The following is a 20387-nucleotide window of genomic DNA, read 5'->3' as shown; positions in this document are numbered from 1 at the left end:
GATCATATGATTTCTTTTTTCATCTTGCGTTATTTTGCGACGCAAACTAAATTGGTCGTGTTCGGTGCTTTGGCACTGATGCCCTTCCTGGGCGTTTCCTCCCTGTAGACTTGGCCGCGCCGTTGAGCGCGGCCTTTTTTTATACCTCCCCGCTCGCGGGGAGGTGGCTCGCGAAGCGAGCCGGAGGGGGTGGTTCAGCAGGGCGCCCATGCCCTTCTTTCCCCTCCCTACCCCGCCATGACCCGCGTCAAGGTCGCAAAAACCTGCGTCAATCTCCGCAGTCCGTCGTGCGGTTCCAGGGTCGCTTCGTTCATATAGATGGCGCGATTGATCTCGATCTGCAGGGCTTCGATACCCGCCTTGGGATCGCCATAGCGTTCGACAATATAGCCGCCGGCAAAAGGCCGGTTCAGGCCAACCCGCAGTCCGGCCCCTTCCAGCACACCCCTGACCCGCCGCACCAGCCCGTCACCGCAGCTTTCCCCGTGACGATTACCCAGGACGATGTCCGGCTTGACCCCGCTCAGCAGGTTCAGCGCCGTCGACGGCATCGAGTGCCAGTCGACCAGCATGACTGGCCGACCGTACTGCCCGGCCTCGTCCAGCAGCCCGCGCAGGGCGTCATGATACGGACGATGGATCAGGCCCAGCCGGCGATTGACCTCGCCCATATCCAGCGATGCCCGATAGATGTCCTGATCGGCACTGAGACGGCGGGCTATCACTCCGAACCCGGCCTTGACGCGCGCGCTCAGCGCCAGTGCGGCCTTGGGCAGTTCGCCACGGATCAGCCGCGCATCCAGTTCCAGAGCGTTGCGGTTGACGTCGCAAAAGGCGCGGGCATAGCGGCAGACCAGGCCATAGACCCCCATATCCGGCGTCAGCCCGACCATATCGTCGACAAAGGCGTCTTCGCTGGCGCGCAGGGCCTGGCCTTTTTGCTGGGATTCGGCGACAAAACTTTCCGGATAGTAGCGGCCGCTGTGCGGTACGCTGTAAACGACGGCCGCCCCCGGCACGCGCGGACGCACGACATCCACAGCCTTGTCCGCGCTGTGTACAAGGTGCCAGGGCGTGGGGACAGCATCATGCATGTTAAGTCTCTAGTAGGACATTCCTGTCACGTCTTCATCCCAAATTTACATCCACCGCGCAATCTTGCTGAAATCCGCCAAATTCCTTGTAGAGTGGCGCGGGTTCAGAATTGATGCAAGGGCACCTGAAGGTCGCATGAAAAAGATACTGCTCGCCGAAGACGAAGACTCCGTTCGCAGCTTCCTGACCCGCGCCCTGCAGCGCGCCGGTTACGAGGTCGTCAGTTGCGCCGATGGCGACAGCGCCATCCTGGCCCTGGACCAGGGCCCCTACGACCTGCTGCTGACCGACATCGTCATGCCCGGCGCCGATGGCATCGAGGTCGCCAAGAAGGCGGCCCAGATTCAGCCCGGCGTGAAGATCATGTTCATTACCGGCTTCGCGGCCGTAGCGCTTAACGCACAAAAGGCGTCACCGGACGCCAAGGTTCTCGAAAAGCCCGTGCATTTGCGGGAAATCGTGACTGAGGTCGAACGACTGATCGCAGCCTGAAGAGGGTAAAGCGAGCCCCGCAAATGCTTTTTTCGTTGCGCTAACGCTTTCGCTTCTTGAGCGCGTGTGCGTGAAATCGGAGCTGAGGTCGAACAACTGATCGCAGCCTGAAGAGGGTAAAGCGAGCCCCGCAAATGCTTTTTTCGTTGCGCTAACGCTTTCGCTTCTTGAGCGCGTGTGCGTGAAATCGTGACTGAGGTCGAACGACTGATCGCCGCCTGCTGCCAATAAAAAACGCCTCGCTGTATAAACAGCCAGGCGTTTTTTTATTCCGGGAATGGTGGGCGCTACAGGGATTGAACCTGTGACCCCTACCATGTCAAGGTAGTGCTCTCCCGCTGAGCTAAGCGCCCATTCCCGGAAGAAGCGGCTGTATAACTAGGCCTCCCCCGCTTGGCAAGCGTCACGATGCGATTTTTTCGGGGAAAGCGCTTCAGCGACCCAAATCTTGTCGTTGAAGGTGGGGCTATCGTATATTGTAGCCGGATCGTTCTTAAATCCGACCCTACCCGTTTACGCCATCGTATTCATGCATTTCCAGAAAATGCTGGGAGTATGGCTTTTCAAGAACGTGCCCAGGCGGTTCATTGCACGGTTACGTTTCGATAGGTTTGCCCACAGATTTTCACAGATTAGCACAGATTTTCAATGGTATACTGGGCCGCGGCAGCGGCCTTCCAACAGATGGGGCCCTCTACGTGACGGAGACAATCCAGATGCTGAAAATCTGTGCTAATCTGTGAAAATCTGTGGGCAAAATTCTTTCTAATCAATCGCTTGATAGACGTTTGATTCAATCGCGTGTTTGTGCGTACGCGGGATTAAGATTAGCTCCGCCATCCATATACGACAGTCCTACCCGCCGGCGGTGAACAGAAGGGGCATTTCTCCGCAGAATGTCACGACTCGTCGTCGAGTTCCGCAATCAGCCCCTCGATAGTATAGCCGTCGACAAACTCCCCCTGTCTGGCTTGTTCGGCCCCTTCGGCCAGATGAGCGCGCAGAACGTCACGCACCACTTCACTGGCGGAACCGTGACGCCCGCTCACAATATCTTCCCAATTGGCCATAGAATTGACTCCCGATCTTCATATTATCCATGAATATCGGGAGCCATGCCAGTCCCTAAGCCTTGTCTTCCAGTATGCCCAGCCGGAACAGTACGCCGGCTGCCGCCGCACCCAGCAGAGGTGCCGCCACAAACAGCCACAACTGCGTCAGGGCCGTACCGCCGACAAACAGCGCTGGCCCTAAGCTGCGCGCCGGATTGACCGAAACGCCGGTGATCCGGATCCCGACAATATGGATTGCCGTCAGGGTCAGGCCGATCGCCAGGCCGGCAAAACCGACGGGCGCCAGTTTATGCGTCGAGCCCAGTATCACCACCAGGAACAGGAAGGTGGCCACGGCTTCGAAGACGAAGGCCGACATCAGGCCGTATTCGCCCTGGTAACCTGTGCCCCAGCCATTCTGGCCCAGGCCTGCCGCATGTACATCATAGCCGCCGGCCTTGCCTGACAGGATCAGGTACAGGGCGCCTGCACCCAGGATCGCGCCCAGGCACTGGGCGATGACGTAGGAGATGAAGTCCTTCAGCGGCAGGCGTCCGGCAATCAGTGCCCCCAGCGACACCGCTGGATTGACATGACAGCCCGAAACAGGGCCGATCCCGTAGGCCATGGCGACAATGGCCAGGCCGAAGGCAAAGGCGATGCCCAGAGGCAGCATGCCGGACTGGTCGCCGGCGAAGACCGCCGATCCGCAGCCGATAAAGACAAGGGTAAATGTGCCGACCAATTCGGCGAGTGCTTTTTTCACGATAGTCCTCCCTAATAGTTTGGTTTTCCGGCGCACGCGGACGGGAAGGTCTGTTTACAAATTAAGCTTCGCCGTTGATTGAACGCAAACCCATATTACCGCCCGGGAGCCGTCATATCGCGATTTTGCGAGTCGCCAAAGCAGAATTGCGCAATCCGGACGGCGGTTATGGCGCCATCGTCGGCAGCAGCGTGCCCGCCAGGTTCGATGCCTCGACGTGCTGCGCGTCCGTCAGTTCCTGTCCGTAGTCCATCTGATCCAGCAGCGTGTCGGCGTCGCGATCGCCGCCGGCCGAGGCCAGCAATGCCCAGGCATAGGCGCGCACCTTGTCGGCCGGAACACCTTGCCCTGTGTAACAGATCGTCGCCATCCGGCCTTGCGCCAGGGCCAGCCCCTGCCGCGCCGCCTGTTCGATCAAGTCGAGCCCGCGCGCTGCATCGGCGGGCACACCCTTGCCCGCAAGATACAGGCTGCCGAGATTATAGCGCGCCGGCGCATAGGCCTGATCCGCCGCCTTGGCGTACCAGCCGACCGCCTGAGCAAAATCCTGCGCCACGCCCTCGCCGTTCTCGTACATGGTGCCGACATTGAATTGCGCGACGTCATAACCCTGGCTAGCCGCCTTGCTGTACCAGACGAAGGCCTGTGTCACATCGCGCTCGACACCAAGCGCATTGTCGTAGGCGACACCCAGATTGTACTGCGCCCCGACATAGCCGGCTTCAGCAGCCTTGCGCGTCCAGCTCAGCGCCCGGGCGTAATCGACCGTGACACCCAATCCCTTGCAATAGATGACGCCAAGCTCGGTCTGGGCCTCGAGATTACCCTGGCTGGCGGCTTTTTCGTACCACTGCAATGCTGCGCCATAGTCCTGAACGACGCCATTGCCCGAAAAATAGTCATCCGCCAGGCGAAGCTGCATGCCAGCGTCGCCGGCCTCGGCCCGGGCCGTCAGCGTCGCGATATCCATGGTTTCGGCCGCGCGCCCGACGTCGTCCATCCCGGCCATGGCCTGCGCGGCAACAAGCCCGGGCAGGCCGGCTACCGCCAGACCCATCGCAAAAACCAACCCCGCCAGCGTTCTTCGCATGCGTCTGCTCCAGCCATTCACTGCAAGGTATATGAAGGCGGGGGTCAGAATGTGCCAGTAGTGCGGCGGCATATCGTAAAGGTCGGCTGCGGTTTACTTCCCCACCGCAACCCTAAAGCCACACCGTCTATCCTCAGGACGGCGAGGTCACCAGGCCACCCGACAGGTCGGCGGCATAGGATTTCTGGGTGTCATTCATGGTGCTGTCGAGCTTGCCCAGATAATCGGCGGCGCCCGCCTCACCCTGGCCGGCGGCGACCAGTGCCCAGGCATAGGCGCGGACCATGTCGCGCGCCCCGCCACGTCCGGTTTCATAGCATTGGGCAATCTGCAACTGGGAATCGCCGTCACCCTGTTGCGCCCCCTTGAGGAACCAGTGACAGGCGCTGAGAGGATCGGTGCCGACACCGGCGCCGTTCAGATAGGCCAGGCCCAGATTATATTGCGCCGGCGCATAGCCCTGCGTGGCCGACTTGTACAGCCAGAAGGCGGCGCTGGCGTCGTCCTGCGGCTCGCCCTGCCCCTGGGCGTACAGCATGGCCAGGTTATATTGGGCTTCCGGCAGGCCCTGATTAGCCGCGGCATTGTACCAGTTGGCGGCCAATACATAGCTCTGCTGCACGCCCTGACCTTCGTCATACATGATGGCGACATTGAATTGCGCGTCGGCCAGACCCTGCGACGCCGCGCGCTGGAACCAATCGAAGGCCTTGCGGTGATCGACCGGCACGCCGTTGCCATTGTCATAAGCGACGCCCATCTCATACTGCGCCCGCAGGTCGCCGGCATTGGCCGCGGCCTGGGTCTGCGCCAGGGTTCGACCAGAAGACATGCCAGACGTTGGGCCAGAAGTTGGGCCAGAAGAAGTTTGACCTGAAGTTTGGCCCATGTCCCAGGCCGAAACGCTCCCGACCGCGCCGGCCCAGACCAGCGCGCCCAACAGGGTTGAAGTAACAATCCGACTCATATGCGGCGTCCCTCACTTACGGAATCCGTAAGTCTACGCCGGGTTTCTGGCAAAACCTAGGCCAGTCGTCCTGAGCCTACGCCATCGTCTTGTCGGGACGGATATAATCATACACGGCCAACCCTGTCTCCGGGTCGGCAAAGCCGCGCCAGGCCGTTGCCTGCATGGCGGCGCGTGTATCGTCCATGCCGTCGCGCCAGCGGTTGTCGACCGACACGCGCCAGAATTCAAAATCCTTCGACTGGATCTCATGACGGTTGGCGCGGTTGATAATATGTACCAGACTGACACGGCCGTCATAGACATCGGCCGGTAACTTGCCCCCGCACAGCTCAGCCCGAATCTCCGCCGGCACATGCTCGGCCAGGGCCCGAATGGCGTGGCGCAGGCGGTATTTTTCGAGGAAGGCGTCGGTATTCATCCGCGTCCGCGACGAATAGGTGATGTCCTTTATCCGTTCCTGGACCTCGTCCATGGTGATGGGCACCGGCCCTTCGGCGCTGAACAGATCGACCTGGAAGACCAGCGTGTCCTTTGCCACGCCCGAATCCAGGACGTAGCTCAGGGGTGTGTTGGACACCAGACCGCCATCCCAATAAGCCTCGCCATCGATCTCGACCGCCGGAAAACCGGGCGGCAGGGCGGCTGAGGCCATGACGTGCTCCGGCCCGATGACGCGGCCGACCTCTTGCGTGTCGAAATAGGCGAAGTTGCCGTTGCGCACCTTGACCGCGCCCAGGCTGAGGCGCATCGGGCCCCTATTGATGCGTTCGAAATCGACATGGCGCAGCAAGGTCTCCCGCAAGGGCCGCGTGTCATAGAAGCTGGTTGCTTCCGGCGTGCCCGGACGGTTGAACCACGGCAGCATGAACCACGGCCGGAAGAAGCCCCTGACCCCGGTCATCAGGCTAAGGAAACCGCTGACCTGGCGAACCCCCGCCGCCGACGGATCACCGGCAAAGGCCCTGCCCAGTAAAGTGTTGGCCAGAATATCGCCACCCGGAATATCACTGCTCAGCTCGTCCCAGAAGGCGCGAAGATGCGCCACACGGTCTTTGGGAGCGTTGCCGGCGATGATGGCGGCGTTGATGGCGCCGATGGAGATGCCGGCGATCCAGTCCGGATCGACGCCGTTCTCATGCAGGACCTGGTAGGCGCCGGCCTGATACGATCCCAAGGCACCACCGCCCTGTAACACCAGCACGGTCTGATCGTAGGGAAGGCTCAGCTTCGGCATGGCCGACGCGGCGTCATCTTTTTCGAACGACATGGACATCACTCCGCAGGCGCGTGATATTGCACTGCAATATGACCAAATCAAGCCGTCCCGGCCCTTTCGCGTAACGATTGTTCGTCATTACCGTATGGACGGCCGTACCATTATGTGCTGTCAATACAGCTTAAAGTGACATTTGCTTATCATTATTGGACCACCACCGGGCGGGGAGGTATAATAGTAATGTCTTCATTTTTATTGCGTATAGGCTCACGTCAAACCAATATACTGGTCGATTTTGCCAACGGCCTGTACAGCTTCTATTCTTATCATGACGGCGATGCGGCGCAGAAATTTCTGTTCAGCTACGATCCGCATGCCCACAACACAACGATTGTCGGCGTCAACGTCATCAATGACCGCGCTATCCTGCTGGTCAACGAATCCGGCCTGATCACCTACTACGCCACGGACGGCACCCGAGCCGGCAGCAAGGCCCTGTTCAGCTATGACGCCCGCGGTCACAACAACACCCAATCCCTGATGCACGTCGTCAACGGCTATGACCTGCTGGCCATCCAGAGCGACAAGCTGATCCTCATCTACGGCAGCGACGGCACGCCCGGCGGCTCGAAACTGTTGTTCAAGGTCGACGGCACGGGCCACACCTCGGCAGGGGGCGCCTATTTCGACACGATCAATGGTCGCGACATCCTGGTTTTCAGCGTCGACAACTATTACACCGCCTATGCCACGGACGGCGCCACCTCGGAGGAGATCTTCCACGTCGACGCCCGCGGTCACAGCAGCACCAGTTCGACCCTGATCCGCAATACCGGCAGCCGCGACATCATCCTGTTCAACATCGACGGCATGCTCAGCTTCTACGGCAGCGACGCGACCGCCGCCGGATCGGCGCTGCTGTTCACTTACGATGCGCGCGGCCACAGTTTCACCGCCTCGCATTTTGCCCAGGTCAACGGCCGCGACATTATCGTCATCAATGACCAGAGCCTCTTCACCTTCTTCGGTACGGACGGCACGACCGGCAGCGGCGACATCCTGTTTACCGTCGACAGCCGCGGCCACACCACCAACACGACCGTCCTCGATCAGTTTTCCGGCCGGGCTCTTATCGTCGCCGTCGTCGACGGCATTTATCATGTTTTCGGCAGTGACGGCACGGCCGCCGGCTCGCGCGAACTGTTCAGCTACAATGCACGTGGCCATACGGCGACGCTCACCCGGTTCGACAGCTTTAACGGCCGCGACATACTGACGATGAACGACAACGGCTTCCTGACCTTCTACGGTACGGACGCCACAAAGCCGGGCACCGACATCCTGTTCACGGTTGATGGCCGCGGCCACACGGCCAGTGCAAAGCTCCTCGACACCTTCAACGGCCGCGCCCTCATCACCGTCGACATCGACGGCGTGTTCCATGTCTTCGGCAGCGACGCCACCGCGGAGGGATCCGAAGAACTGATCACCTACGACGCCCATGGCCACACAGCGGTCCTGACGCGCTTTCTCACCCTGGGCGGCCGCGCCATACTGGCGCTCAACGACGACGGTTTCACCACCTTTTACGGCAGCGACGCGACGAAGGCCGGCACCGAGACCCTGTTTACCCTCGATGCCCGCGGCCACAACAGCACCGGCGGCCTGTTCGACAGTGTCGGCAACCAGGCGCTCATCGTCTTCGACGTCGACGGCGTTTTCCACGTCTTCGGCTCGGATGGAACAAGAGCCGGCTCGGCCGAGCTGATCACCTATACCAGCACGAGCAATGCCACCCTGTCGCGCTTCCACTATCTCAATGGCCGCGATCTCATCATGATCAATGATGACGGCATCTACAATCTTTACAGTACCGACGGCACGCCCGCCGGCACCGAAACCCTGCTGGTCGCCAATGAACGTGGCCACAACAGCGTCGCCAATATCATGGGCCAGGTTCCGGTCGGTGCCGGCGACCGCGATATGTTCGTCATCCTGTCGGACGGCTATTACAGCTTCTACGGCACGGATGGTACGGCGGCCGGAACCGAAACCCTGTTCACCTACGACGCCACCGATGAATTCAGTTCGGCAGCGGTCGTCGCCTTCCTCGACAACCGCATGCTGCTGGCGATCGATGACGAAGGCTACCTCCAGCTGTGGGGCAGCGACGCCACCCAAGGCGGCACGGTACAGTTGCTCACCTATAACGGACGTGGACACAGCGCCGCCCTCAACGCCCTGGCCCAGATCCACGGCCGCGAACTTATCCTGATCGGCGTCGAAGGCCACTACGTCCTCTACGGCACCGACGGCCACAGCGTCGCCGGCACCGAAGTCCTGTTCACCTATACGGCCAGCAACCTGGCCTTTAACGAGGTCAGGCTTATAGACCAGGGTTCCGAGCGCGATCTGCTCGTCGTCACCGATCTCGACCTGCGCATCTTCTACGCCACCGACGGCACGCCCGGCGGTACGGAACAGCTTCTTACCTGGGACCTGAACGACCCGGTCTATGCCACCCAGACCGGCACCATGGGCGCGGACTGGCTGACCGGAAGCAACAGCCCCAACCGCCTCGCCGGCTTCGACGGCGACGACACCCTGCGTGGCCTTGGCGGAGACGACATCCTGCTCGGCGGACGCGGCAATGACAAGCTCTACGGCGGCAACGGCCACGACCAGATGTCCGGCGGCAGCGGCGACGATATGCTCGATGGCGGCACCGAATCCGACAGCCTGGCTGGTGGGCTGGGCAATGACACCTATGGCGTCGACAACCCAGGCGATACGGTCAGCGAAGTCAACGGCGGCGGCATCGATACCGTCGTCTCGTCCGTCGCCTTCACCCTGGGCGACGATCTCGAAAACCTGACCCTCGCCGGCACCCAGCCGATTAACGCCATCGGCAACGCGCTCGACAACCGGCTGATCGGCAACAGCGCCGGCAACCTGATCGATGGCCGCGGTGGCAATGACAGCCTGTACGGCGGCGCCGGCAACGACACCTTCGTCATCGACAGTGCCAGCGACAGCCTCGTCGAACGCCCTGGACAAGGCATTGACGAAGTGCGCAGCGCCATCAGCTATCGCCTCGCCAACGGCTTCGAAAACCTGACCCTGCTCGAATCGCCCGATGCCCTGGTCGCACGGGGCAATGACGCCGACAACCTGATCACCGGTAACAGCCTGGCCAACAAGATTGATGGCGGCCACGGCGCCGACACCCTGCGTGGCGGCGGTGGCGACGACACCTATTATGTCGACGACACCGGCGACATGGTCGATGAAACCCTGAACGGCCACGACGCCGGCGGCAACGACCAGGTCCGCGCGACTGTAACCTTTACCCTGGCCGCCGGAATCGAAATCCTGTCCCTGAGCGGTGCGGACAATATCGACGGCACGGGCAACGGACTCGACAACGTCATGACGGGCACCAGCGGCAATAACCGGCTCTATGGCGGCGACGGGCGCGATCTGCTCAGGGGCGGCGACGGCGACGACCGCCTCGACGGCGGCGCGGGTGGCGACCGCATGTATGGCGGCGCCGGCGACGATATCTATGTTGTCGATGAGACGGACGACAGCGCCGTCGAAATCGCCGGCGGCGTCGATAGTGGCGGCATGGACTCGGTCCTGGCCTCGGTTTCGGTAAACCTGTCGGCGGGAGTCGAAAACCTCGCCTTCACCGGCACGGAGACCTTGATCGGCCTGGGCAATGACCTCGACAATATCCTGCTCGGCAATGACGGCGTTAATCGCCTGACGGGCGGTGCCGGCAATGACCAGCTGGACGGTGGCGCGGGCGCTGACCGGCTGGTCGGCGGCACTGGCGCCGACCTGTTCATCTTCCGCCCGGGCAGCGGCATCGATACGGTGGGCGACTTCCACGCTTCGGAAGGCGACGTTCTGGACCTGCGCGCCTGGCACGGTATCGGCGCCCCGGTCCTGTCGCAACACGGCACGACCACCTGGATCGACCTTGGGGGCGGCGACCGGATCATCTTGCCGCAAACCGTCGCCACGGATCCCGGCCTGCTCAGTCATATCCTGTTGTGACATCGTAGAATGGCCGTCCGCGACGATTAAATTTATTGAGTTTATTATTAACGCGTCCGCGACTATGTTCGCCGGAACAACGAACCGCGACCGGATAACGCGGGCTTGAAATGTCACGCCGGAAGGAGCTTACCCATGAAGAATTCAACAACGATTGCAGCGGCCCTGGCCCTGACTGCACTTACCTCCACCGCCTTCAGTTCCACCGCTCATGCCCAGGCGCCGGACCTGCGTTTCGCCCGCATCTTCAGCGACCACGCCGTCGTCCAGCGTGACCAGCCCCTGACTTTCTGGGGCACCACGGCGCCATCCCAGTCCGTCACCGTCGCCTTCAACAACCAGTCGGCCACGATTACCGCCGACTCCGCCGGCAAGTGGCGTCTCAACCTGCCGGCCATGCCGGCCGGCGGCCCATATGTCCTGACCGCCACGTCAGGCGGCGCCACCGTCACGCTCAAAGATATCAAGGTCGGCGACGTTTACCTGTGCAGCGGCCAGTCGAACATGGAGTTCCCCGCCCGCGTGGCGACCGGCGCCTGGTCGGGCTTTTGGGGCTGGGGCAACGACAATATCCGCTTCGCCAACATCGAGAAGGACTCGGAGCCCGCTCCGCTCGACGATCTGAAAAATGCCGTACAGTGGAAGGTGTCCGCCGCCGACACCACCGGCGACGCTTCGGCCGTGTGCTACTACATGGCCAGGTCGTTGCAGGCGCGCTACGGTGTCCCGGTCGGCTTCATCAATTCGAGCTGGGGCGGCACCACGATCCAGAGCTGGATCGACGCGCCCACTTTACGCACCTTGCCGGCCTACGCGGCGGGCGTCGACGCCGTAGCCGAACTGGCCGCCGACCCGGCGAAGGCGATGAAGAACGAGGATAAGCGCCAGGACATCTGGTGGGAGGCCCACGACAAGAACGCCAAGGCCCAGCGTGCCTGGAAAGCCGCCGATTTCGACGATTCCAAATGGCCGGAGATGACGCCGACGGGCTCATGGAAAGATGCCGGAATCGCTGAATTCAAGGATTTCGACGGGGCAGCCTGGTTCCGCACGACGGTCGACCTGACCGAGGCCCAGGCCGCCAAGGCCAACGGCCTGGCGTTGGGACCAATCGATTCCTACGACACCGCCTGGGTCAATGGTGAGCGCGTCGGCGGCGCCAGCTTTTCGTGGCAGTGGCGCGAATATGCCGTGCCGGCCGGTGTGTTCAAGGCCGGGCGCAATGTCGTCGTGCTGCGGGTCCTGAGCGGTGGCCAGGGCGGCGGCTTGACCGGCCAGCCGACCAGTCGTGGTGTGCGGATCAGCGACGGCCAGTGGATTCCGTTGTCGCCGGCCTGGAAATACAAGCTGGGTAGCCGGTTGACGGGCCTGAGCGAGCCGGCGGCGGCATGGGACGTCCCGACCAGCCTGACCACCCTGTACAACGGCATGATCGCGCCGCTGAGCGGGTATAAATTCAAGCTGGCGGCCTGGTACCAGGGCGAGGCCAATGCCGGCGCGGCAGGCGACTATGCGCAACTGCTCGACATGATGATGACCGACTGGCGCAAGTCCCTGGGCGAGCCGAACCTGCCGTTCGTGGTGGCGCAACTAACCTCGTTCGGCTCGGTGGCGACACAGCCCGGCGCCTCGGGCTGGGCGGAGTTGCGAGCGGCGCAAGGTCAGGCCGTGCGGAACGACCCGCATGCCGGCCTGGCGGTGACAATCGATGTCGGCGATCGGTCCGACATTCACCCGACCCAAAAGACCATTGTCGGCGAACGCCTGGCGCGCGCCGCCCGAGTGGTCGCCTATGGCGATTCCATAACCGCCGGCGGCCCGGAAGCGACGACCGTGACGCGCGCTGGCGACGACATCGTTATCGCCTTCAAAAATACCAATGGCGGCCTGCGCACCTATTCGGCCAATGTCGCGATCGGCTTTGAAGTCTGCGCCGGTGATGCGTGCAGTTATGCCGCCGGCACGGTCTCAGGCGACAGCATCGTGCTGAAAGGCGCCAATACGCCGGGCGTGACGCGCGTGCGTTATGCCTGGGCCGACGCCCCCTATGTCAACCTGTACAGCGCCGACGACCTGCCCGCCGGACCGTTCCAGATGGATGTAAAATAGGGATAGAGCGTCAAGCGTCGATAAAGGTTCGCAGCGCCGCGACCAGGGCCTGCGGCTGCTCTTCCGGCACCCAATGGCCACTCCCAGCGATCGTGACAGCCTCGACCTTCGCCACACCCAGCGCCCTCAGCGCATCGGCAAAGACGTCCTGCACCGGCCCCATCGAATGGTCGCCGCCGGCCAGCAACACCGGCACCGCGATCGCATCCTTGTGGGCCTGGTTGAACACGGCATCGGCCGCGAAGGCTCGGAAATATTCGAACCCGGCATGCAGGCTTTCCGGCGCGCTATAGGCCTTGACGTAGATCGCCACATCCTCGTCGCTGATCGCGCCCGGCTGGACCGAAAACCGTGTATAGCTATGGCGGAAATAGATGTCCTCACGCCCCTGGACCATGGCCTCGGCAAAGCCTGGCGCCTGGTGCATGCGGAAATGCCAGCAACACGGATTGGCTTCGATCGCGTCCCACGGTGCGATCCCCGGCACCGGCACATCGACAATGGCGATACCCTTTACCGCGTCGGGATGCAGCCGCAGATAGGCATAGGCAAGCATGCCGCCCGTATCATGCCCGACCAGATAGACGTTCTTCAGTCCCAGCACCTGGACCAGTTGATAGATATCCTCGGCCATGGTGGCCTTGTCATAGCCGCCGGCCGCTGCCTGGGTCCCGCCAACACCACGCAGATCCGGCACGATGACCGTATAGTCCCGCGCCAGATCCGGTACGATCTTATGAAACTCATGCGAGCTCTCCGGCCAGCCATGCAGCAGGATGACGGTCTTGTCGCCCGTGCCAGCCTGCAGGTAATGAATCTTGATCGCGTTTGCCACGACCGTATGGTCGCTGACGACGACTGGCCCGGCCTGCGCCAGGCCTGCGCCCATGGCCATCATGGCGATGAAAAGCAGCGCCCCGCGCTGCAGGTAGCGTAATAGATCCATTGTGACGTTTCCCGAATTTTTTTGACGATCGTCTTTAATTGTCCCTATCGTTAGGCGGGAACTGAGGCCGCATTGCGACCTTGCAGCTATAGCCCCGGCCCTTTCTGCGCCATATCCGTAAGGCACACTGGCGCTTGGCCGGCATCATCATGACGCAGATCGGAGAGCACCGCATGCCGCGACAGATCCTTTTCATCCAGGGCGGTGGAGAGACGACCCACGACCAGTGGGACAGCAGGCTGGTCGACAGCCTCAGGCACGAACTCGGCCGAGGCTATACCATCCGCTACCCCCGCATGCCCAACGAGGGCGATCCACGCTATCCAGCCTGGAAAACCGCGTTGTTGGACGCGTTTGACACCCTGGAAGATGGCGCCATTCTTATAGGCCACTCCGTCGGTGCAACCGTGCTGCTCCACACTCTTGCCGAGACAGAACCGAAGTTCAAGCCCGCCGCCCTCATGCTTATCGCGCCGCCCTTTATCGGTGACGGCGGCTGGCCGAGCGACGACATCACGCCACGCACAGATTTTTCACGAGGCCTGCCGGCCGGACTTCCGGTCTGCCTCTATCACGGCAACGACGACCAGACCGTCCCCTTCGCGCATATTCGGCTTTACGAAAAGGCCATCCCGCAGGCGACCGTCGTTCGCCTGCCGCACCGCGACCATCAACTGAACAACGATCTCAGCGAAGTGGCTCACGACGTCCGTGCATTTTCCACATAGCTACTCCACGAACCGCGCCCCCAGCCCGTCGCCGCCATCCGCGAGCGCCGCCGTCACGCCGTCCCGGCCGTCGCGGCCGATCACCAGGCGCCTGGCCCATAGATTGAACACCGCCCGGCCGCCGGCGTCGAACGCCCCGAACCACGTCCGCTGTTCGCGTTCGCCCTCTTTGTCCTTAATCGACAGCGTGACAAATACATAGTCACCATCCGGATCCCGCTCCCGGTCGCGATAGATGCGCATGACGATATCGCGCGCATCCTCAGGCCCGAGCGCAACCAGTTCGTACGGCGGCAGCCTGCCCGGAAACCGAAACCCGAACCCGAAACGTTCCGTCATGCCTCGCGTTTCCCACGTCGCGCTGTCATCGGACAGGATGGCCGTAAAGCCATCTTCCGGCGCAAAACAGGTCTGCCGGCTGGGCTTCATGTCCCGGCCCCATCCCGGGATTTTGTGCACGGCGCCGCACCAGCCGTTAACAAAATAGGGCTCGCCATTCCTGTAGGTGACATCCAGCACCGTGGCATAGAATATGTCCCCGGCCTGGTAAAATCCCACCGCCTCGCCCATCCGGATCGGCAGATGTGTCGGCGGCGTACCCTCCAGAAGGCGCACCTTGCTGTGGATACTTCCCTTCAAATGCAGCGTTCCCGTCCCGCCGGCGACCTTCAGGCTCAGACTATCGGGGTCGATATCCAGCGTGCCCAGGCGCCAGGCAGCGATGACCTCAGGTCCCGCCCCGGCCATCTTACGGTCGAACGCCGCGGCATTTACTGCCAATTCGGGCTGTTCAGCGACCAGGTCGACCAGGCCATCAAAGCGCAGCCGTCCGTCCAACGTCGTAAAGACCAGATCCATCCACCCCACGCGAAAAACAAGACGATCGCCTTCGAAGCGTGTCGCCGTGTCGGGCGGAGCACCGCTGTCTTTCAGGGACAACTCGTCCTTGCCCTTCTTGAGAACCCACTGGAATTCATCACCGTCATGCGGCCAATGCGTGACCATCAACACCACCGTCATGTCCGCCGGCGCCCGGGCCTCAGGTGTCATCGCCGGAAACGGCCCGTCGTAGGCCGATAGGTAATCCGGGTAGCTGGAGATGGCCGGAAAGTCCGCGGCGTCAAAATCGCCAGCACTGGCGTAGAACGGCACGTCGTAATACGCGTTCTGCGGCCGGTAGAGCCGGGTCTTGCCGCCTACGGTGCGCACAAAACACAGAATGTCCCGCTCCGGATTGCCGGTATAGTCGAGCGTGCCCATGCCGCACCACTGCTCGTAACCGGTCATCGCACCCGGCGCCTGGGGCAGGAATTGTCGGTACAGGCGCGTTCCCTTGGCAAAGGACACCTCTCCAGACCGAAACGCCTTGTCCAGCGTCGCCGTCCGGCGAAAGCGCACGGGCACGCTCAGCATGATCTGCGACTTCAAATCCGGAAACAGGATCGGCAGGTTCACGACGTCGCCTGTCGTGTTCGGCCCGTCGACCACCGTGACATCGTCGGCCAGCTCGAAGTCGGGCGCCAGCGTGCGCGCCACATTGGCGTTCAGCGCGGCTTGCCCATCCGGCCCAGCGACGAGATGCTGGCTGGCAGCCGCCTGATCTGGCGTGACCGGTTCGGCCAACGTGATATGTCCGCTTTGCGCCAACCCCGGCCCTGCCGCCGTCAGCGCCACCACGAATAACAACACGGTTACGGATTTGAAGATCAAGCGGCTCCCCCTGGCATACGTCCTCTTTGACTAACACATCTCGGCCAAGCTGTAAGGCCGTTTGAAGCGGCTATCGCATTCACTTCGTACCGAAGCGACTATTTGGCTCGCGCTATTTTTCGCCCCACGGATCACCTGGCAAGGCCGGATTATAGCCCTCCTCCCTAAAACCCGTTTGGGTATTGGTGGCTCGCGAAGCACGACATCCTCCGATACGACACGTGCCGTAGCTTTAGGGAAGTGGAGGTGGCCGTGAAAGGGGCCAACCGCAGGGTCGGCGGAAGGGGGATTTCACTCAGACAGCGGCAACAAACACCGCGCGCAGTAGCGCGACTTATTCGTCCTTATTCGTGTTCATTGGCTTCGCCGAACAATGTTTGGCGTTTCAAACCTTGCTCTCAGTTCCACCGCACAAACATTCCGAACTCGTTTCGCAACGCGTGTGATGCGCCGTCCTATTCCAGCCCGTAAATCACGCACGACTCCGCCGTGATCCTTTGCAAGGGTGGCGTCTGCGTAAACGCGTTCGTCTGCGCGCGCTGTTCCAGATAGGCGGCCGATCCCGGAGGCGGAGGCGGAGGCGGTGGAGGTGCAGGTGCCATGGCCATGGACTTGCGCACACCCGTCACTGCAAAGTCGGAGCCGACACCCATGCCATCGTCGGCGTAGCTCACCGCGACCGGCGGACGCGCCGGCGCCAGGACATCCGACCGGCAGGCACGGCCGCTTGGATCAACCAGGCGGATCGCACCCAGATGGCCTCCTGCTGCCGAGACCGCGTCCTGCGCCCGTGTCCGGGCGTCCTTGGTGGCCTCGTTCGACAGCCAACTGACCATGTCATTGCTCGGCTGCAGCGAGAAGGCAACATCGCCGGATTTGGTCGGCGCCGCCGCCATCACCAGGTTATAGGCCGTCTCGAGCTGGCTGAGATCGCGCACCTCGACCGTGATAAACAGCGACACCTCGTAGCCGTTGATCTTGTCACCGCGTTCGTCCTCGACTCTGTTGCCATCGTGATCGCGATACTGCTGATACAGCGGACTCATCGAAAAGCTGGTCGTAATGCGGACCTTATCGCGCCCCAGCCTTCCCAGCACCTCCTGCAAGCCGCGTGTCCGGGCAATCGCCGCGGCCTGAGCCTTGTCGACCGTCGTGTCCGTATTGACGAAGGTCGCCGTAAAGCTGGCCCGGTTGGCCGGAACTTCAGTGACGACATAGCCCGTCTGGGCGACGACATTGTCCTGCATCCACCACGGCGCCGCTGCAAAGCCCAGATCCTGGGCCTGCACGCCGGGCACGATCACGGCGGGCGTAATCACGGCGGCCGCTACGGCCATTAATTTCAGCCAGGTCATGGCACTCTCCCGCGCGGCGCTCATCCGTTCAATCCATAAATAACGCAGGCCATGGCCGTCAGGCGCTGCAAGGGCGGCGTCTGGACGAAGGCGTTGTTCGCCGCCCTGGCCTCCAGATCATCGCCCAGCGCAAAACGGGAAACCGTGACTCCGCTCACCCGCTGAAGGCTCTCCGTGACACTCTTGTCAGGAAAGGCGCCGATATCCTGGGCCTCGATGCCATCGACATAGCCCCTGTTCACCACCGGTGCAGGCCCCAACCCGTCGGACTGACACGCCCGTCCGGTCGGATCGATCAGGCGGACAGGCCCGAGCGTTCCGCCCGCCGCCGTGGCCGCTGCGCTGGCCCGCACACGAGCATTCTTGACGGCTTCATTGTACAGCCAGCTATTCATCTCATTGCCCGGCTGCAGATAAAAGGCAATCTCTTCGCTGGCGTTCGGCCCGGCCGTCATCATCAGGCTGTAGGCGCGCTCCAACTGGCTCAGGTCGCGCACCTCGACCTCGATAGCGACCGATACCTCATAGCCGGTGATCCGGTCGCCGCGTTGATCATCGATCATATTGCCGTCGCTATCGCGGTACTGCTTGTACAACGGGGCCATGGAAAAATTGGTCGTCACGCGCATCTTGTCGCGGCCGAACTTGGCCAGGGCCTGCTGCAAGCCGCGCGTCTTTTCTATTGCTTCAGCCTGGGCCGCCGCAACCGTGGGCGCCGTCGCGCGAAAGATGCCTGAGAAATTGGCCCGGTTGGCCGCCGTCTCGGAAAAGACATAGCCGGTCTGGGCTATGACATTGGCCTTCATCCACCACGGCGCCGGATCGTAGCGGCTGACCGGGACGGGGACCGGTGCAGGCGCGGGCGCAGGCGCCACGGTTTGAACCGGAGCTGTAACCACGGCCCGCGCACGGGGTTTGGCGTCGCCTGTCTGGGGCGCTGCGATCAGGCCAAGCGCCAGACAGCAGAGCCATCCTTTCTTATACCTGCCCATCAGTTGACTCCGTACACGACGCAGGCCTTGGCCTCCAGACGGCGCAGCGGCGGTGTCTGGATGAACGGATTCTTGGCCGCCTGGGCTTCGATATACTCAGCGCTGCCGGCGACGGGCGGGGTGGCCGACGGTGTCACGGTCGTCGCCACCGGCGCATAGGGCGTCGCATTGGCATAGCTGACTTCCTGGGCGCGGGTATTGTCACCGCCCTGGCCGCCGCGCGCCAATATGTCGGTCTCGCACGCCCGACCCGTCGGATCGATCACCTTGATCTTGCCCAGATTGCCGCCGGCCGCGGCTGCCGACTCGCCGGCCCGCTTGCGCGCATCCTTGACGGCTTCGTTGTACAGCCAGGTATTGTCTTCGTTGCTGGGTTGCAGGCTGAAATTGATGGTACTCGCCGAACTGGGCGACGCCGCCAGGACCAGGGCATAGGCCTTTTCGAGCAGGTTCATGTCGCGGACCTCGATACCGATGTCCAGCGACACCTCGTAGCCATTGACCTTGTCGCCGCGGCGGTCCTCGATCTTGTTGCCGTCCTTGTCGCGGTACTGTTCGTAAAGCGTCCGCATGGTGAAGTTGGTGGTGACGCGGACCTTGTCCTTGCCAAGCTTGGCCAGGGCCTGCTGCAGGCCCCGCGTCTTGTCGATCGCCATGGACTGGGCCTTGGTGATGCTGTCGTCGACCGTCAGGAAGGTCGCGTCGAACCTGGCGCGATTGGCCTGGATCTCGGTGAAGACATAGCCCGACTGGGTGACGACGCTTTCCTTCATCCACCACGGCGCCTTGTCATAGGCAGGGGCCGGCGCAGTTTGGGCGGTGGCCGTCACGGCCGGCAGAGCCATCAGCCCCACCAGGGCCAGACCGAAAAGCTTGTTCATAGGCATCCTCCTGAAATCCTGTTTTATCTTTGCGGCGCAACGCGTTCCGCGGCCGGCGTTACTTCAACTCATAAACCACACACGAACTGGCTTCGGCCTTGTACAAAGGCGGCGACTGCACAAACGGTGTCTGCATGGCCGCCATCTCAATCGTTACCTGATCGACAACCGTATCGGATTTTCTTTTGGCACTGTAGGACGACTGGACGCTGTTGCCGTAATCATTATCGTCGCGATATCGCGTCACCACCTCGTCCGGCGCACGCCCCATGGTGTCCGAGTTACAAGTCTGGCCTGACATGTCGATCAACCGCACAGAGCCCAAGACACCGCCCGTGGCCGCTGCGGTAGCGGTGGCGCGACGCCGCGCATCCCTGGTCGCCTCGGTATAGAGCCACGCATTCAAATCGTGATCGGGCACCAAGCCGAACGATATGTCGTCCGTCGTCGCCGGCGTGGCCGCCATGACCAGGCTGTAGGCACGACCAAGCTGGCTTATGTCGCGCACCTCCAGGTTCAGGGTCAGCAAGACCTCGTAGCCGGTGATCCGGTCACCGCGCTGATCCTCGATCTTCTGGCCGTTAGCGTCGCGATATTCCTGATACAACGGCCGCATGGACACATCCGTCGTGACCAGAACCTTGTCGCGCCCCAGCGCCGCCAGGGCGGATTGCAGCCCTTGCGTCTGCGCCGTCGCCTGTCTTTGCGCGCCCTCCGCGGTCTTGTCGACGGCGCGGAATCCGGCGCCGAAAATGGCGCGGTTGGCCGGCACCTGTTTCGAAGCATAGCCTGTCTGGGTGATGACCCCGGCCTTCAGCCACCACGGCGCTTTTTCCACCGGATCAGCGACCGTCTGGGCCAAGGCCGCCAGGGGGGTCAGCACCAAGCCGGCGACGAGTGAGGCGATTGCAATGCGCGTCATG

16 protein-coding genes and 1 tRNA gene are annotated in these 20387 nt (G+C 62.2%); 4 read left to right on the top strand and 13 right to left on the bottom strand.

Annotated elements, in window-relative coordinates; genetic code table 11:
* Nucleotides 1-227 precede the first annotated feature (227 nt).
* On the bottom strand, nucleotides 228-1094 hold the full coding sequence (locus tag AC1DXO_RS01680) for an N-formylglutamate amidohydrolase (protein WP_476976345.1): 867 nt from the start codon (nucleotides 1092-1094) through the stop codon (nucleotides 228-230).
* A 136-nt stretch (nucleotides 1095-1230) separates the two neighbouring features.
* Between AC1DXO_RS01680 and cpdR the strand changes: the two genes are divergently transcribed.
* Entirely contained in the window at nucleotides 1231-1587 is a 357-nt protein-coding gene (cpdR, locus tag AC1DXO_RS01675; RefSeq protein ID WP_476976344.1) for a cell cycle two-component system response regulator CpdR, read from the top strand.
* A 278-nt stretch (nucleotides 1588-1865) separates the two neighbouring features.
* Here the strand turns inward: cpdR and AC1DXO_RS01670 are convergent.
* From AC1DXO_RS01670 to AC1DXO_RS01645, 6 genes are all read right to left on the bottom strand, one after another.
* Nucleotides 1866-1940, bottom strand: a tRNA-Val gene (locus AC1DXO_RS01670).
* A gap of 546 nt (nucleotides 1941-2486) precedes the next feature.
* A complete protein-coding gene (locus AC1DXO_RS01665; RefSeq protein WP_476976343.1) occupies nucleotides 2487-2636 on the bottom strand; it encodes a hypothetical protein in 150 nt (49 codons plus the stop codon).
* Between the two features lie 76 nt (nucleotides 2637-2712).
* Complete coding sequence (gene aqpZ / locus AC1DXO_RS01660) at nucleotides 2713-3405, bottom strand: aquaporin Z (protein WP_476976342.1); 693 nt, start codon at nucleotides 3403-3405, stop codon at nucleotides 2713-2715.
* A gap of 166 nt (nucleotides 3406-3571) precedes the next feature.
* Complete coding sequence (locus AC1DXO_RS01655) at nucleotides 3572-4495, bottom strand: tetratricopeptide repeat protein (protein WP_476976341.1); 924 nt, start codon at nucleotides 4493-4495, stop codon at nucleotides 3572-3574.
* Nucleotides 4496-4628: 133 nt separating this feature from the next.
* The gene (locus AC1DXO_RS01650; protein WP_476976340.1) at nucleotides 4629-5327 is read right to left on the bottom strand and encodes a tetratricopeptide repeat protein; all 699 of its coding nucleotides are present in this window, start codon (nucleotides 5325-5327) and stop codon (nucleotides 4629-4631) included.
* A 211-nt stretch (nucleotides 5328-5538) separates the two neighbouring features.
* On the bottom strand, nucleotides 5539-6732 hold the full coding sequence (locus AC1DXO_RS01645) for a patatin-like phospholipase family protein (RefSeq protein ID WP_476976339.1): 1194 nt from the start codon (nucleotides 6730-6732) through the stop codon (nucleotides 5539-5541).
* Nucleotides 6733-6921: 189 nt separating this feature from the next.
* Between AC1DXO_RS01645 and AC1DXO_RS01640 the strand changes: the two genes are divergently transcribed.
* Nucleotides 6922-10743, top strand: coding sequence for a hypothetical protein (locus tag AC1DXO_RS01640; protein ID WP_476976338.1), 3822 nt, complete (start codon nucleotides 6922-6924; stop codon nucleotides 10741-10743).
* Between the two features lie 135 nt (nucleotides 10744-10878).
* A complete protein-coding gene (locus AC1DXO_RS01635) occupies nucleotides 10879-12852 on the top strand; it encodes a sialate O-acetylesterase (protein ID WP_476976337.1) in 1974 nt (657 codons plus the stop codon).
* A gap of 10 nt (nucleotides 12853-12862) precedes the next feature.
* Here AC1DXO_RS01635 and AC1DXO_RS01630 read toward each other — a convergent pair whose 3' ends face one another.
* A complete protein-coding gene (locus AC1DXO_RS01630) occupies nucleotides 12863-13798 on the bottom strand; it encodes an alpha/beta fold hydrolase (protein WP_476976336.1) in 936 nt (311 codons plus the stop codon).
* 173 nt (nucleotides 13799-13971) lie between these two features.
* Here AC1DXO_RS01630 and AC1DXO_RS01625 point away from each other — a divergent pair, with 173 nt between their 5' ends.
* A complete protein-coding gene (locus AC1DXO_RS01625; protein WP_476976335.1) occupies nucleotides 13972-14526 on the top strand; it encodes an alpha/beta hydrolase in 555 nt (184 codons plus the stop codon).
* Here AC1DXO_RS01625 and AC1DXO_RS01620 read toward each other — a convergent pair whose 3' ends face one another.
* From AC1DXO_RS01620 to AC1DXO_RS01600, 5 genes are all read right to left on the bottom strand, one after another.
* Nucleotides 14527-16236, bottom strand: coding sequence for a hypothetical protein (locus AC1DXO_RS01620; RefSeq protein WP_476976334.1), 1710 nt, complete (start codon nucleotides 16234-16236; stop codon nucleotides 14527-14529). It abuts the gene before it with no gap.
* 455 nt (nucleotides 16237-16691) lie between these two features.
* Nucleotides 16692-17591 (bottom strand): SIMPL domain-containing protein, encoded by a 900-nt coding sequence (locus AC1DXO_RS01615; RefSeq protein WP_476976333.1) that lies wholly within the window; start codon nucleotides 17589-17591, stop codon nucleotides 16692-16694.
* Nucleotides 17592-17611: 20 nt separating this feature from the next.
* Nucleotides 17612-18583, bottom strand: a complete 972-nt coding sequence (locus tag AC1DXO_RS01610) for an SIMPL domain-containing protein (RefSeq protein ID WP_476976332.1) — start codon at nucleotides 18581-18583, stop codon at nucleotides 17612-17614.
* Complete coding sequence (locus tag AC1DXO_RS01605) at nucleotides 18583-19464, bottom strand: SIMPL domain-containing protein (protein ID WP_476976331.1); 882 nt, start codon at nucleotides 19462-19464, stop codon at nucleotides 18583-18585. Before AC1DXO_RS01605 ends, AC1DXO_RS01610 begins: the two co-directional genes overlap by 1 nt.
* Nucleotides 19465-19522: 58 nt before the next feature.
* Nucleotides 19523-20386 (bottom strand): SIMPL domain-containing protein, encoded by an 864-nt coding sequence (locus AC1DXO_RS01600; protein WP_476976330.1) that lies wholly within the window; start codon nucleotides 20384-20386, stop codon nucleotides 19523-19525.
* Nucleotide 20387 lies beyond the last annotated feature (1 nt).

The sequence above is a fragment of the Asticcacaulis sp. P2_C5 genome (assembly GCF_056404555.1).
Note: the sequence above shows the minus strand (reverse complement) of the source record. Positions and strands in the feature narration are given on the sequence as shown.